This window comes from Ornithinibacillus halotolerans, assembly GCF_014637405.1.
GTDB classification, from domain to species: domain Bacteria; phylum Bacillota; class Bacilli; order Bacillales; family Amphibacillaceae; genus Ornithinibacillus; species Ornithinibacillus halotolerans.
In genome coordinates, this window is record NZ_BMEY01000003.1 from 1 (window position 1) to 15,173 (window position 15,173).

Sequence of the window (15,173 nt, forward strand, 5' to 3'; positions counted from 1 at the left end):
GAATCTCGTTGTCTATTTTTATTTCTTTATTCAAAAAAAAGCTCCTCTCGGTTTCATTCCCGAAAGAAGCATATACAAAAATTGGTCATTTTTCCATTAAAGTTGCTTAACTTGATGGCTATGGGGAGTTCCCCCTCTATGATTTAAGCCCACCACATCGTTCCTATTGATTCTTTTACCAAAACAGGTTGTAATGTTTCAACCGCTTTTGTAAATCCTTCGTCTATGGACATGAGCCCATCTTCATGTTCAATACTCACCACATAATCATATCCGTAAAGACGTAATGTACTAATCATATCCGCCCATTCTTTTGTACTATGTCCAAATCCAACAGTACGGAAATACCAAGCACGGTTTTGCATATCGGAATAAGAAGTCATATCAGTAAGACCATTACGATTTACATTTGATTGATCAATAATTGTATCTTTCGCATGGAAATGATGGATGGCATTTTCTCTTCCTAATACTTTAATTGCCTCAACTGGGTCAATTCCTTGCCACCACATATGACTAGGGTCAAGGTTTGCACCAATTGCTGGTCCACAAACTTCCCTTAATCGAAGTAGTGTTGCTGGTGTATGTACGGAAAATCCACCATGAAGTTCTAAGCCAATCTTAACTTGATGCTCTTCTGCGAATTTAGCTTTTTCCTTCCAATACGGGATTATTTTTTCCTCCCATTGCCACTTTAAAATTTCCGCAAATTCATTTGGCCATGGGGCAACAGGCCAGTTTGGATATTTTGCATCTTCATGGTCACCAGGGCACCCAGAGAAAGTATTTACTACGGGAATATTCAATTGGCTAGCCAGTTGAACGGTCTTATTAAATAAACGATCGGCTTCTTCTGCTATTTTTTTCTGTGGATGTAAAGGATTACTATGACAGCTTAATGCACTAATGATTAAACCACGACGTTTGAATTTTTCTAGGAATTCCTTTTGTTTTTCCTCGTTATTTAATAGTTCATCAACATTACAATGTGCATTTCCAGGGTAACCACCAGTCCCTAATTCCACTGCTTCTACCCCTTTGGCCGCAACATGGTCTAACATATCATCTAATGATTTATCAGAGTATAGTACTGTAAAAACTCCTAATTTCATAAAAAATTCCCTCCTAAATGTAATCGATTACATTTATTATACATAAAATATTATAAAAACAATATATATTCCATTAATATTTATAATTATTTGTTGACAAATTATTCTATCAATTCTACAATACAAATTGTAATCGATTACATTTATGATAGAGAAAGGGTGATTAAATTTCTTCGCCCTTATAGGAAAACTGACAAATACTTAAGATAAAAATGGTAGTTTTTCTAACAATAGTGAAAGAAGGAATCATCTTGGCAAATATACAACAAATCGCAAAAAAAGCGGGCGTTTCTGTTGCAACTGTTTCTCGAGTGTTGAACAATGCTACATTGGTATCCCCTAAAACGAGAAGTAAAGTCGAAGAGGCCATCAAAGAATTAAATTACGAACCGAGCATGTTAGGGCGTAACTTAAGAAATTCAGAAAGTAGATTAATACTTGTATTACTACCAAGTATATCGAACCCATTCTATACAGAAATCATCAATGGAATCCAAAATACTGCCATTGCCAGTGATTATAATATCCTCCTCTGTGAAACGGATTCAAAACCAGAACGAGAAAATATCTATTTTAATATGGTGAAAAATAAGTTAGCTGACGGTGTAATTTCTATGGATCCAACGGTCAATATGCAAAAACTGAATGAGCTAGCTGAAAAACACCCAGTCATTCTTTGTAGTGAATATGAAAAAGGTGGAAGTATTCCATATGTTACGGTGGACAGTGAGTTAGCAGCCTATCAAGCGGTTAAGCATTTGATTCGTCTTGGAAATGAAAGAATTGCACTCATTTCATCAGATGAAAAGTTTTTATATGCAAGGCAACGGCGAGAAGGCTATGAGAGAGCTTTACGAGAATTCCAACTGCCAATTCGAAAGGAATGGATTTATCATACGAAAGCATTGGATTTTCAACATGGGGTTCATGCAATGCGGATGTTATTACAATTAGAAGAGAAGCCAACAGCTGTATTTGCCGTTTCAGATACTTTAGCAATTGGGGCATTAAAGGCTATCAATATGTATGCTAACACAGAAGAACAGATCGCTGTTGTAGGGTTTGATAACATTAGTTTTTCTAGCATGACCAATCCAACGCTTACGACCGTTTCTCAACCAATGTATGACATGGGAAAAATCGCGGCAGAAATGTTGTTAAGTAGACTGAAGGGTGAAAAGGTAGAAAATATTGTCTTAGAACATGAATTAATCATTCGTGAGTCTACAATAGGTTAAATTTACTAGGTCTTAGAAAGGAGTGTTCATAAGGTGAAATTTAATGTGGGTATTATTGGCTGTGGATCGATAACGAGATTTCGCCATGCACCAGAGTACAAGGCTAATCCATATGTGAAGGACATTGTTTTTTATGACCGGAATACAGAAAGAGCAGAAAGCTTAGCAAATGAGTTTGGTGGACGTGTTGCGAAAGACTTAGATGATTTGTTAAATGATCCTACGATAATTGCCATCAGTGACTGTTCTTCCAATGAGGTTCATCATATTCATACGACTAAAGCCTTATTAAAAGGAAAACATGTATTATGCGAAAAACCACTTGCTACACAGGTGAGATTTGCTGAAGAAATAGTGAAGGCTGAGAAGGAATCAGGCAAAATTCTCATGCTAGACCATAATCAACGTTTTACAAAGGCACATCAGAAAGCAAAAGAAATAATTTCTAATAAAGAGTTAGGTGAAGTACTTACGTTTAAGACAACATTCGGGCATGGCGGTCCGGAAAGTTGGGGAGTAACGAAATCAAATGCTACTTGGTTTTTTAAAAAAGAACGTTCTTATTCTGGTGTAGCTGGTGATTTAGGGATTCATAAAATTGATTTAATCCATTGGCTTTTAAATGATGAAATAGTCGATGTTCATGCCTTTGGTGGTGCATTAGACAAAATAAATGAGCATGGTGAGTACATTGAAGTACCAGACAATGTCGTGTGTGCATTACGAACAAAGAACGGTCGTTTAGGTACTGCATCCTTTTCCTGGACTTATTATGGGAAAGAGGATAATTCGACGATTATTTATTGTCAAGACGGAGTAATTAAAATATATGATGATCCTAATTATCAACTTATCGTCGAAATGAAAGATGGGACCGTTATTAATTATGAATTGGAACAAATCCAAACAAATGATAATCAAACTTCAACAGGGGTAATTGACGCTTTTATCAATTGTATTGTACATGAAAAGAAGTCACCGATTACTGGTGATGAAGCTATCCGTTCATTACGTGTTATTGAAAACATACTAGAGCAATTGTCATAGTGACATACATAAACATCAGTAGTTAATTACTGTTCCACTAAATAAACACAAAGGAGTAAGTTATGAAACGCATTGGTCTAGTTGGCTTAGGATTTATTGGAAAAGCCCATCTTCAAGCCTATAAGCATGTGCCAAATGCAAAGGTAGTTGCCATTTACACGCGAAGTGGAAATGCCATTACAAATAATCAGTCTAACTATACCTTTGTTTCTAGTTATGAAGAAATGCTAAAGCGGAAGGATATTGATGTAGTAGATATTTGTTTACCAACCTATTTGCATGAGGAGTATATTACTAAGGCAGCCTTAGCTGGTAAACATATTATTTGTGAGAAGCCACTTGCCCTTTCATCACACGCAGTAAAACGAATGATGGAAGTAGTGGGGGAGGCAAATGTACAACTATTTGTCGGTCATGTGCTTCGATTTTGGCCAGAGTACCGAGCAATTAAGTCTTACATCTCGTCTAATGTAGAGAAAGTTAAAATTGTTCATGCTAAACGTTTAGGTCAATTACCTACATGGAGAGACTGGTTTCAATATCCAGAAAAAAGTGGTGGCGCACTATTTGATCTTCATTTACATGATATAGACTTTCTTTATGCTCTATTAGGGCAGGTAAAGACAGTCTATGCTGTTGGAACAAGAAATGCAAAGGGAGCATGGAATCACATAATGACAACGCTTTCTTTCACCAATGGAACAAAGGCTTTCGTAGAAGCTTCTCATCGAATGCCAAATGGCTATCCATTTACGATGTCTTTCCGAGCACAAGCTTCAGATGTCACTTTAGAGTTTGAGCTAAAAGCTGGAGAAAATATTGAGGCTGTGAAGGGCAGTAATTTAATTTTATACGAAAACGAAACTTGTACGGAATTGAATGTGAAGGATGGTGATGCTTTCCAAAATGAACTTTCTTATTTTATCCAATGCTTAAGTACCGAACAAAAGAATACTGAAATTCCACTAGATGATGTCTATTATGTTATGACAGTACTCGAAGCAATTGAAGAATCACTAGAAACTGGAAAAGTTGTCTTAGTAAAGTAGTAGTTTCAATGTTTCATATTTTTATATTTATACCTAACAAATTTTAAGGGGGAAGAAAAATGAGAAAGTATGTCAAGCTGTTTGTATTGCTAGTATTGGTGATGGTTCCAATTCTTGCAGCATGTGGTTCAGATTCTAACAACAATGGGTCAGGAAAATCAGGTGATAAGTATAAAGTTGGTATTTTAGCTCCAGCTGTTACTCATGGATGGGTTGCTGCCGTTGCTTATCACGCAGAATCTCGTGCAGAGGAATTATCAGATGAGATTGAGTATCAAATTCACACAAGTAGTGACGCTTCAGAAATGACTTCCCAGTTAGATGACTTAATTACTTGGGGAGCAGAAGCCATTGTTGCCTTTCCACAATGGGAAGGAATGGAAGTTCCAATTCAACGTGCACTAGATGAAGGAATTGAAGTAGTAAACTTTGATATCGTTATTGATGTAGATGGCGTGTATCGTGTTGCTGGTGATAACTATGATATGGGAGTACAAGGTGCAAATTACATTGTTGACAAGATTGGTACAGATGGGGAAGTAGTAATTCTTGAAGTTCCAACAGCTGGATCTGTATCTGAATTACGTAAAAATGGTTTCCTAGATACAATCGGAGAGATTGCGCCAGATATGAATCTTCATACGTATGCAACTAAATTTACTAGAGAAGATGGCTTAAAAGACTTTGCTGATATTTTAACTAGTCTTGATCAAATTGATGCTGTATTTTCATTAGATGATGAAACTTCTATCGGTGTACTACAAGCAATTGAAGAATCAGGAAGAACGGATATTCAAGTAGTAACTGGTGGTGGGGGCATGCAAGAATACTTCAAGATGATGCCAGAAAATGAGGATATTTGGATCCAATCTGCTCTATATAGCCCGGCAATGGTTAAAGACGCTGTTGATACAGCTGTAAAAATCCTAAAAGGTGAAGATGTAGAAAAAGATACAATCATCCCAACAACCGTAGTAGACAGAGATAACCACGAAGAATTCCTAGATGCAGACTCACCATATTAATAATTTTGTATTGATATAAGTGATGGAACATAACTAATAGGGTAATAAACAAACATAGCCCCGGAAAGCGCAGTATATTTCCGGGGCGGGTTAGATGCGCTAATTATAATGTTCAATTAACCCCTATGTCCCAGCCCCATAATTAAATTTAGCTTGGAAGTGATCATATGAAAATCGAAATGAAAAACATACGTAAATCCTTTGGCAGTAATGACGTACTCAAGGATGTTTCATTTTCCTTAGAAGGTGGAGAAATTTGTGCATTACTAGGAGAAAACGGTGCAGGAAAATCTACACTTATGAACATTCTTGGTGGCGTGATACCAATGGATAAAGGAGCCATTCTTGTAGATGGAGAAGAAGTAGACTTTCCAACACCAGTACAATCCATGGAAGCAGGCATCGCATTTATCCATCAAGAACTGAATTTAATTAATGATCTTCCAATCTATGAAAATATGTTTCTCGGTCGAGAAATTAGGAAAAAAAGAGGTAGTTTAGACTTAAAACAAATGTATGACAAAACAAAAGAAATCTTTGAACAGATGAATATTGATTTAGATCCTGGGAAAATGGTTGGGGATCTCGATGCATCATATAAGCAGATTGTTGAAATTTGCCGTGCCATGATGACGAATGCATCTATCATCATAATGGATGAGCCAACTACATCCCTAACAGATACGGAGATTGAACGAGTATTTGCTATGATGAAAACGTTAAAAGAACATAACGTTGGCATTATATTTATCTCCCATAAATTAAATGAAGTAATGGAAATCTGTGATAAATACGTTGTATTACGCGATGGTAACTTAGTATCGGAAGGTTACGTAACAGATGTAACGAAACGTGATTTAGCTAGTTTTATGGTTGGTTTTGATGTTCGAACAGAATCATTAAGAAGAACAAAAGACATGGCCGAAGTAGGAAAAGAAATATTACGTGTAGAAGGACTATCCGACAATAAACATTTTAAAGATATAAGTTTTACAATCCATGAAGGAGAAATAGTTGGTGTTACAGGCCTTCTAGGAGACGGGCGTAGTGAACTTTTCCTATCGATATTTGGAGCTAATCCCTTTGAACAAGGGAAAATCTATCTAGAAGGAAAAGAAGTAATTAATAAAAGTACATATGATTCTATAAACAAAGGCATAGCCTATCTTCCGCGCAATCGTAAAGAAAATGCCATTATTAAAGATATGGATATTTTTGAGAATGCATCCATCGTAACATGGCCAATTTTTGCAAAGCGTGGAGTAATCAATACTTCTAAACATAAACAATTGTTTGAGAAACAACGTGCCTCTTTACGTATAAAAATGGGGGATATGACAGATAGCATTACTAGTCTATCAGGTGGTAATCAACAAAAAGTAGTTTTATCAAAATGGCTCTCAGCAAACCCTAAAGTGTTAATTTTGGATAACCCTACACAAGGTGTTGATGTAGGTGCAAAGGAAGAAATATACGATACGATTTTAAAGTTAGCAGACGAGGGGATTGCGGTAATTGTTTTGTCTAGTGAAGCACAAGAAATAATCCGGGTTTGTGATCGGGCACTTGTCATGTATCACGGTGTTATCCAAGGTGAGGTAGAAGGTGATTTAATGAATGAACAAACGATTATGAGCTTAGCTACAGGTGGGGAACTTGGCGATGAGAAAGGGGTATACCAAAAATGAAACCAGAATTAGAACCTAACATACAGTCAGAAAGCCCAAATACATCTAATAACAAATTTATTAGTTGGTTTAAACAAAAATGGTCAAATGACCCACTATTTAGTATTTTAATCGCACTTATTATTATGGTAATCTTACAAACTCTAACACTTGGATTTGATTATCCTTCCTTTGGAGAGTGGTTTCAGGCTTGGACGAATAACTGGATAAATATATTAAGAAATAATGCAGCAATTGGAATTGTTGCGTTAGGAATGACTTTTGTTATTATGACTGGAGGAATTGATTTATCTGTCGGTTCCACTCTCGTTATCACGGGGGCCTTTGCTATGTATTTATTAGATACAGGGGCTCAAGGGATTCTGGGAGGAATTGGGATCACAGGTGTTCCCGCTATTATTCTAACGATTATTTTAGTAATGGGATTTGGATATTTGCTCGGTTCAATAATCGGTGTTTCTATAACAAAAGGTATGGTGCCACCATTTATCGCTACATTAGGTGCGATGATGATTTTCAGAAGTGTAACTCAGCATTTTACACAAGGATATAACACATCGGTTCCTGTAGAATTTTTACAAATTTCGAGCTTTAAAATTGGTAATCTAATGATTATGCCAATAATATATTGGGCAATAATTGCCATGATCCTTTATTATGTGTCTAAGAAAACGATCTTTGGTAGACAAATTATTGCGGTTGGTTCTAATGAAAAAGCAGCAAAACTTTCCGGTGTTAATGTGAATAGAGTGAAGCTTAGAGTATATGGGTTGATGGGATTACTCGTTTCCATAGCAGCGATTATTCAAGTATCTCGTATCGGATCTATGGACTTCTCTAATGCAGGTAGAGGGATGGAAATGGATGCCATAGCGGCAGCTGTTGTTGGCGGAACTAATATGCTTGGTGGTCGTGGATTTATACTTGGTACAGTTTATGGCATGTTAATTATTGCAGTGATGAACAACTTACTTAACCTATTTGGCGTACCACCATTCTTGAGAGAAGCGTTTAAAGGTGTAATCGTTATTGTTGCGGTATTATTACAAAGAAAAGAGAAAAGTGCATAGTTTAAGTAGAGATTGGGACATAACTATTTCTTGCAAGGTTAAAACCGATCGTGAATTCCTGCCTTTAATCAAGTTATGTTCCACTCTCTTTCTAACAACTTTCTAATAGTAGAAAGAACACCACAAGCTTTAGTGACTACTCCCTAGACTTTATACAGGTGAACCAATTTTTATGTTTTCAATCTCCAACAATTTGCGGATATCTTTTATCAGTTCAATTGCTGATGGTGTATCGCCATGAACGCAAATAGTTTTCCCCTCAACTCGAATCGTTTCCCCGGTTATTGCTGTAATCGTGTTTTCTTTAACCATCTGGATAACGCGTTGGGCGGCAACTTGACTATCTGTTATGACAGCATTTTCTTGATGGCGAGGGACGAGAGTTAAGTCTTTGTTGTAGGCTCTATCCGCAAATAATTCTAAAACATAAGGTTGGCCTTTTCGTTTGGCAATTCGTTCTAACTCTGAATTAGGTTTTACAAATAAAGGGAGGTTAGAATTAACTGATTGCACAGCCTCAACGATACTTGTAGCAATACTAGTATTTTTATCCGCCATATTGTTTAAATTGCCATGTGGTTTTACATGTTGCATAATAACGTCATGTTTCTTGCAGAATATATCTAATGCCCCAATTTGGTAAATGATCATATTCGTTAATGTTTGTTCAGGTATTTCCATATTCCATCGCCCAAACCCGATTAAATTTGGAAAGCCAGGATGTGCGCCGATGCCAACATGATATTTCTTAGCCATAGCAACTGTTTGGTCCATCACATCAGGATCTCCACCGTGAAAACCACAGGCTATATTAACGGAAGAGATAAGTTGAATCACTTCATGATCATTTCCAAGGGAATACGGTCCAAAGCTTTCTCCCATATCACAATTTAAATCGATTATCTTCACTTGAAATTCCCCCTACTTAAATGGTTGCTTTCCACATTGTAAATAATTTTTCTTGCTTTACTAATAATTCCTGTGCTTCTTCTAGTGTTACTTGTTTAAACGTAATCTTATCTTTTGGTTTTAATTGAGCAATTTTTGGTAAATCAACGGAAATGACTCCAGCAATTTTCGTGTACCCGCCAATACTTTGCCTACCTACTTGTAATAATATCGGTAATCCATTTTTCGGAACTTGTATTGCTCCAATAAACATTCCTTCAGATGGAATATCAGCAGATTTTACATGTTCAATTTTTGGACCGTGTAGTCTGGATGCCATTCGATCCGAGTCTAATGACACGGTGTACTCCGAGTTTAAAAATGTGTGGATCCCTTTTTCTGTAAAGGCATCTTCTTGTGGTCCTAGAATTACACGAACAGTAACGTTTGATGAATAGGTAGGTATAAGAGTAGGTATAAGTCTTCTTCTAGTCGGTATTTTTAGAAGGGTTCCATCATTACCAGTATATATATAATCCCCTCTTTCTAAGCTTCTACCTTCTTTCCCTCCGATTTGACTAATTAAATCAGTAGATTTGCTACCTAGAACATTGTCACCTTCAAATCCACCAGATACAGCGAGGTAAGCCCGACAACCGGAGGAATATCCTTTAAAATGGATTCTATCTCCTTTTTTTACTGTAATTGTACTCCACATTGGTACTGGTTTGTTGTTAATATGAGGATTTAAGTTAGCTCCTGTAATAGCTATTGTAGTCGATTTCAATGCTTTTAGCTCAGGACCTAATAGTGTGATTTCTAACGTAGCGGCATCTTCTGGATTTTGTACAAGAACATTAGCTATTCGATGTGCATATGAATCAGCAACACCAGATACAGCTACTCCGTATTTTTGATATCCTTTACGCCCAAGGTCTTGAATGGTAGTTAGTAAGCCAGGCTTGATTACTTTAAACATCTACATCACGACCTTTTACATCAGCCACTATTTCCACATATTCCTTCTTCGTTATCGCTTTAAATTTGACCTTATCACCAGGAGAGAGGAGGAATGGTGCTTTCTTGTTAAAATTGAATAATGGTATCGGTGTATTTCCTATTAATCTCCATCCGCCAGGACTATCTGTTGGGTAAATTCCAGTTTGATTATTTGCTATTCCGACACTACCTGCTTTAATTTTCTTTCGAGGACTATCTAATCTTGGTGTTGTTAATTGTTTAGGCAGACCACCTAAAAAGGGAAAACCAGGTGAAAATCCTAGGAAGTGAACAGTATAGATTGGACTAGTATGTAAATGAATTACTTCTTCTTCTGTTATTTGATGAAATTGTGCAACATCCGATAAATCAGGACCCATTTCACCTCCGTACAAGACTGGTATTTCAATAAGCGTATTTGTGGATAAATGACTAGTGGTTAATTTATGTTCAAGTGAAGCTACTGTTGCTTTTATTGTTTGATAAGTAATTTTTATAGGATTATAGTTTACAAGAATGGATTGATAACCTAGAATTACTTCTTCTATTCCATCGATAGAACTGGATTCTATTAAAGATGCAAGTTTTTGCACATTGCTTGTAACTTGTTCAGAACGTTTATCCCCTAAGATAATTAGTACAGCTTGATCTCCGGCTACCTTAAACTCCATTATGATCACTTCTTTCTATTAACTAATTATTCGGAAAAATTATATTAAAAAATGGGAAGAGTTTTTCAAGAGATAACAGGAGAACTGGCCAGCATCATGGGCAATTCTCCTATTTATTATTTTTTTGCTTTTACATATATTAATAATCCTAATAGTAAAACAGTTTGACCTAGAAAGAATACCCCATCCCAAAAGTAAGGATTCGTAGGAGATGAACTAATATAGGTTATTGCTTTTGAATAAGCAAAGAGTAATGCCGGTATTAAATATACTCCAAATAGAACAAAAGTAAGTACTATTCCAAGCAGATAAAACACGCTATATAAACGAATACCACGCATTTCTCCGTCAAAAGCAACCGTCGATTCGTTTTTCTTTAAGAAAGGAATCCATTTACTTAAAAATTGTTTTCCATTCTCCATTAAATTATAATGTCCGGTTATGTTTTCAATCAAATAATAAAAATCTGTCTTCATATAAAAACAGCATTGATAAATAGTTTTAATAATAATATCAAAAATGATAATCGTAATGATTCCACTGAACAAGGAATTGCTTACTCCGGTTAAAAGAAGCAAAATCGCAATAAATAAAATGACTTGTTCAAACGCAATTCCTCCGAAAAAAAGGATGTTTCTTTTCTTCTGTGGTAATTTCCAACTAGCTGTTAAATCAGTTTCAAAAACTATTAAAAATAAACGGTTGCCAATATCTAATTTAGCAGGTAAATGTTGGGCACGAATAGCCAATATATGTCCAAATTCGTGAATAATAATTAATAAAAGTGAAATTCCCATATAGATTAGAATACTAATCATCATCGAATCAAATAAAAATAGATCGCGATAGTGGGGGATGTAATCGGAATTAAAAATCAGCAAACCTATATTTAAAAACAACAAACTTGGATATAGTTTGTTTGTATATTTATTAAAGAAAATTTTTGCAATTTGTGGAGAAATCCATTCAAACCCCTTCGTTGGGTTCTGTTTTATTGGTGTATCCACAGGAGTTTCATCAATTAATTTTACTAAACCAAACTCAATTAACTGTTCAGCAAAACCGATCACATCAACCTCATCTGGTGGATAATCCTGTTTTAACATTGCCTCAATTTCACCTAATGACTTTCCATTCTCTATATAATTAATGGCATCAATACAAATTTTAGGCATTTCATAAAAATCGCCAGAAGAAACATCTTCGACAATAAAATGCTTATGATCTGGCCGAATTGTAATTTCATGTAAGCTTAATTTAGACTCAAATGACAGGTTCATTTTACACCTCAAAAAATAATAGGATGCTAGATTATTAGCATCCTGTTTTGAATGATTTAAAATTTAAAATTAGAACTTAGGAATAAAGATACACCACCAACAAGTTGCTTTTTTCTCTTCTAGTTTACGGATTTTCATTCCTTTACACCCCCTTTCAAATTTGACCGTATTAGTTATTATTGTATTTATCGTGAATATCTTTCCATTCTGGATATATTTCTTTAAATAAATCAACTAATTGAGGATCGAATTGGGTTCCTTTCCCTTCAATCATTCGCTTATACGCTTCTTCTAAAGGAAGGGCTGCACGATAAGATCTCGAAGAAGTCATCGCATCAAAAGCATCGGCTAATGCTGTAATTCTTGCTAATATTGACGTTTCTTCTCCTTTTAATCCATCAGGGTATCCTTTCCCATCCCATCTTTCGTGGTGATGTAAGATAACATCAATATTATCTGACATACCATCGACATTTTGAATTGCTTCTGCACCAACTAACGTGTGCATCTTAATAATGTTGAATTCTTCATCGGTTAGTTTACCGGATTTCGTTAAGATTGCGTCTGGAATATGAATTTTCCCGATATCATGAAGTAAACAAGCGTAATAAAAATATCTTAACTCATTTTTGGTAAATTTTCCAGTTTTTGTCGCTAAAATCATCGCGTACTCGGCTACACGCTCACTATGCCCACGTGTATAAGGATCTTTTAGTTCCAAAGTAGCATTAATTCCCTTTACTATTCCTTCCAACTGTTTATCGTAAGCGTTACTTACTGTTTCCATATAACTAATGAACCTCTTGAGAATAATAAAGGTAATAACCGTAATAACTAGAACAATTATTAACGGAAGGATAAAATGAGTATTTTTAAGAATTAGACCGACCAATAGATATTTTAAAGCTGTACCTAAAGATACTAGATAAAAATAGTTCTTATTAACAAAAATTGGAGAAAATAATATGATAATTACTTCGACAAAGTTACCACTACTATACGGAACATCGTTGTTCGAGTAAAACCAAAGTTCGGTAAATAAGTTAATAATAATATAACTAAGAAAATAGAGATATTTGATCCATTCAGGCCTATTTGTTTTATAAAGGTAATGGCTGATTGGAATAAGGATAATCATTGCACCATAAAGAATATAGTCCCAAAATAAAGTCGTATTGACTACTTCAAATTGCCATGGAATCGTGGGTAAAAAATGAGTTAAAATTATATCATAAATTATAAAAGATCCATAAAAGAGAACTAAAAACCATTTTGTAGCTTTCTTTTCTTCGTGTAACAACGGATTATGAAGTGGATTTTTCATTGTATATTCCTCTCTATGAATTTTATATATAATAGTAGATAAAAAGTTTGTTAAAAAATCGACATTTCACGACAAAATTCAACCTTGTACTATTTTACCATCATATTCCATGATAATCCTAATAGAAATTAGTATTTTGGTGAATTATAGGTCTAATTCACTAGGTGTAAGGTATAGTTATTTCAAAATCATAAGAAACAAATGTTAACGATAAAAAAGAATAAGGAGTACTTGGACGTGATTACTAGATTTAGTATGATATGAAGTAGGTGACCTTTATGAGGAAGTGATGGTTGTAATGGTTATAAAATTTAAATACGATAATAATTCTACTTGCTTATTTTACACCATTCCTCCAGTACTGAAAATGGTAATTCTTGTATAAGAGGGGGACTGTCCCCCTAGTCGTCCTTTTCGAGCATATGGCTTAGTGCGCCGATGAATACACCAAGAGCGGCACCACCAAGTACTTCTATTGGCATATGACCTAACATTTCCTTTAATTCTTTTTCACGCTTTCGGTATGTAATGCCAGGGTGTTGTTCCGCTAACTTTTCTAATTCTTCATACATATCGTTTACAGCAATAGCAGTTTGACCAGCTTGCCATCTGATTCCCATGGCATCATACATGACAATTAGACTAAATATACTACTAATACCAAAATCCATCGAAGAAAATCCTCGTTTAAACCCTATGTAGCTTGTTAAAGAAGTTACTGCAGCAGAATGGGAACTTGGCATATCACCAGAACCAATCATCTTTTTCCAGTCCCAAACCCCAGTTTCTTTGTAATGAAGGGGTACTTTTAAAAATTGGGCAGCACCTATACCAATTAATGCAGTAGTCATTGCACGATTCATCACATTCACCTCATTTAAATTTTGTGTTATAACAGTAATTTTTATGTATAGGAAGGAGGAATAGTGGCTTCATTACATAATGAGCTGCTTCATAAACATGTATTATATATGTGAAACTTGTGGAATCCAATATGATCAATCAGCACAACCACCAGTGACATGCAAAATTTGTACGGAAGAAAGGCAATATGTTCCAATAGATGGGCAGTCATGGATCACGTTAGAAGATATGATTCAATCGGAGAAATACCGAAATGAAATTACAAAAGTCGAAACAGGATTATATAGTATTCATACGATACCTTCATTTGCAATTGGACAAGCTGCCTATGTGATTCAACATAATGGCTTCCATTTACTGTGGGACTGTATTGCTTATTTAGATCAAGCCACGATAGAAAAGTTGCATCAAATTGGAGGAATAGATGGGATTGCGTTGTCTCATCCTCATTATTATTCCACTCAAGTCGAATGGGCAAATGAGTTCAATATCCCCATCTTTATACATGAGGATGATAAGGAATGGATTACAAGACCTAGTGAGAAAATTATTTATTGGTCTGGCGAAAGAAAAGAATTACAGCCTGGACTCTGCTTACATCGCTTAGGTGGTCATTTTAAAGGTGGGGCCGTGTTAGAATGGACTGCAGGTAATAATGACAAAGGAATTCTTCTTACAGGAGATATTATCCAAGTTGTTAAAGATCAAAATTGGGTAAGTTTTATGTATAGTTATCCAAATTTAATTCCGTTACCGGCAAATAAAGTTCAAGAGATTTCAGAACGGGTCAAAACGATGAAGATCGATCGTATTTATAATGCATTTCAAGGAGTAATTAAAAGTAATGCCATACAAATCGTAGAAAAATCAGCAAATCGTTACATATTAGCACTGTCGGGTAAATGGTTTGAAACATAA

At 35.4% G+C, this 15,173-nt stretch carries 14 protein-coding genes; 7 read left to right on the top strand and 7 right to left on the bottom strand.

Going from position 1 to position 15,173, the window contains the following annotated elements:
- Window positions 1-143 precede the first annotated feature (143 nt).
- On the bottom strand, window positions 144-1,112 hold the full coding sequence (locus IEV35_RS03230; RefSeq protein WP_188383267.1) for a sugar phosphate isomerase/epimerase family protein: 969 nt from the start codon (window positions 1,110-1,112) through the stop codon (window positions 144-146).
- Between the two features lie 251 nt (window positions 1,113-1,363).
- Between IEV35_RS03230 and IEV35_RS03235 the strand changes: the two genes are divergently transcribed.
- From IEV35_RS03235 to IEV35_RS03260, 6 genes are all read left to right on the top strand, one after another.
- The gene (locus IEV35_RS03235) at window positions 1,364-2,350 is read left to right on the top strand and encodes a LacI family DNA-binding transcriptional regulator (RefSeq protein ID WP_188383268.1); all 987 of its coding nucleotides are present in this window, start codon (window positions 1,364-1,366) and stop codon (window positions 2,348-2,350) included.
- A gap of 33 nt (window positions 2,351-2,383) precedes the next feature.
- Window positions 2,384-3,397 carry a Gfo/Idh/MocA family protein gene (locus IEV35_RS03240; RefSeq protein WP_188383269.1) on the top strand — a complete coding sequence of 338 codons (1,014 nt, stop codon included), beginning with the start codon at window positions 2,384-2,386 and terminating at the stop codon, window positions 3,395-3,397.
- A gap of 62 nt (window positions 3,398-3,459) precedes the next feature.
- Entirely contained in the window at window positions 3,460-4,446 is a 987-nt protein-coding gene (locus IEV35_RS03245; RefSeq protein WP_188383270.1) for a Gfo/Idh/MocA family protein, read from the top strand.
- 59 nt (window positions 4,447-4,505) lie between these two features.
- Window positions 4,506-5,471 carry an ABC transporter substrate-binding protein gene (locus IEV35_RS03250; RefSeq protein WP_188383271.1) on the top strand — a complete coding sequence of 322 codons (966 nt, stop codon included), beginning with the start codon at window positions 4,506-4,508 and terminating at the stop codon, window positions 5,469-5,471.
- Between the two features lie 167 nt (window positions 5,472-5,638).
- A complete protein-coding gene (locus tag IEV35_RS03255) occupies window positions 5,639-7,159 on the top strand; it encodes a sugar ABC transporter ATP-binding protein (RefSeq protein WP_188383272.1) in 1,521 nt (506 codons plus the stop codon).
- The gene (locus IEV35_RS03260; protein ID WP_188383273.1) at window positions 7,156-8,229 is read left to right on the top strand and encodes an ABC transporter permease; all 1,074 of its coding nucleotides are present in this window, start codon (window positions 7,156-7,158) and stop codon (window positions 8,227-8,229) included. The genes IEV35_RS03255 and IEV35_RS03260 overlap by 4 nt, the downstream gene beginning before the upstream one ends.
- Before the next feature lie 150 nt (window positions 8,230-8,379).
- Here the strand turns inward: IEV35_RS03260 and IEV35_RS03265 are convergent, their stop codons facing one another.
- The 6 genes from IEV35_RS03265 to IEV35_RS03290 all read right to left on the bottom strand — a co-directional run bounded on the left by IEV35_RS03265 (window position 8,380) and on the right by IEV35_RS03290 (window position 14,254).
- The gene (locus IEV35_RS03265) at window positions 8,380-9,138 is read right to left on the bottom strand and encodes a LamB/YcsF family protein (protein WP_188383274.1); all 759 of its coding nucleotides are present in this window, start codon (window positions 9,136-9,138) and stop codon (window positions 8,380-8,382) included.
- 16 nt (window positions 9,139-9,154) lie between these two features.
- Window positions 9,155-10,096 (bottom strand): 5-oxoprolinase subunit C family protein, encoded by a 942-nt coding sequence (locus IEV35_RS03270; RefSeq protein ID WP_188383275.1) that lies wholly within the window; start codon window positions 10,094-10,096, stop codon window positions 9,155-9,157.
- Complete coding sequence (pxpB, locus tag IEV35_RS03275) at window positions 10,089-10,787, bottom strand: 5-oxoprolinase subunit PxpB (RefSeq protein ID WP_188383276.1); 699 nt, start codon at window positions 10,785-10,787, stop codon at window positions 10,089-10,091. The genes IEV35_RS03270 and pxpB overlap by 8 nt, the downstream gene beginning before the upstream one ends.
- 116 nt (window positions 10,788-10,903) lie before the next feature.
- Window positions 10,904-12,067 (bottom strand): peptidase, encoded by a 1,164-nt coding sequence (locus IEV35_RS03280; RefSeq protein WP_188383277.1) that lies wholly within the window; start codon window positions 12,065-12,067, stop codon window positions 10,904-10,906.
- Window positions 12,068-12,236: 169 nt separating this feature from the next.
- Window positions 12,237-13,391 (bottom strand): HD-GYP domain-containing protein, encoded by a 1,155-nt coding sequence (locus tag IEV35_RS03285; protein ID WP_188383278.1) that lies wholly within the window; start codon window positions 13,389-13,391, stop codon window positions 12,237-12,239.
- A gap of 401 nt (window positions 13,392-13,792) precedes the next feature.
- A complete protein-coding gene (locus IEV35_RS03290; protein ID WP_188383279.1) occupies window positions 13,793-14,254 on the bottom strand; it encodes a divergent PAP2 family protein in 462 nt (153 codons plus the stop codon).
- A 97-nt stretch (window positions 14,255-14,351) separates the two neighbouring features.
- Here IEV35_RS03290 and IEV35_RS03295 point away from each other — a divergent pair, with 97 nt between their 5' ends.
- Entirely contained in the window at window positions 14,352-15,173 is an 822-nt protein-coding gene (locus IEV35_RS03295) for an MBL fold metallo-hydrolase (RefSeq protein WP_188383280.1), read from the top strand.

Coding starts and splice junctions, on each gene's coding strand:
- IEV35_RS03230 (WP_188383267.1), bottom strand. CDS start 1,112: ATGAAATTAGGAGTTTTTACAGTACTATACTCTGATAAATCATTAGAT.
- IEV35_RS03245 (WP_188383270.1), top strand. CDS start 3,460: ATGAAACGCATTGGTCTAGTTGGCTTAGGATTTATTGGAAAAGCCCAT.
- IEV35_RS03250 (WP_188383271.1), top strand. CDS start 4,506: ATGAGAAAGTATGTCAAGCTGTTTGTATTGCTAGTATTGGTGATGGTT.
- IEV35_RS03255 (WP_188383272.1), top strand. CDS start 5,639: ATGAAAATCGAAATGAAAAACATACGTAAATCCTTTGGCAGTAATGAC.
- IEV35_RS03260 (WP_188383273.1), top strand. CDS start 7,156: ATGAAACCAGAATTAGAACCTAACATACAGTCAGAAAGCCCAAATACA.
- IEV35_RS03270 (WP_188383275.1), bottom strand. CDS start 10,096: ATGTTTAAAGTAATCAAGCCTGGCTTACTAACTACCATTCAAGACCTT.
- pxpB (WP_188383276.1), bottom strand. CDS start 10,787: ATGGAGTTTAAGGTAGCCGGAGATCAAGCTGTACTAATTATCTTAGGG.
- IEV35_RS03280 (WP_188383277.1), bottom strand. CDS start 12,067: ATGAACCTGTCATTTGAGTCTAAATTAAGCTTACATGAAATTACAATT.
- IEV35_RS03285 (WP_188383278.1), bottom strand. CDS start 13,391: ATGAAAAATCCACTTCATAATCCGTTGTTACACGAAGAAAAGAAAGCT.
- IEV35_RS03290 (WP_188383279.1), bottom strand. CDS start 14,254: ATGAATCGTGCAATGACTACTGCATTAATTGGTATAGGTGCTGCCCAA.
- IEV35_RS03295 (WP_188383280.1), top strand. CDS start 14,352: ATGTATTATATATGTGAAACTTGTGGAATCCAATATGATCAATCAGCA.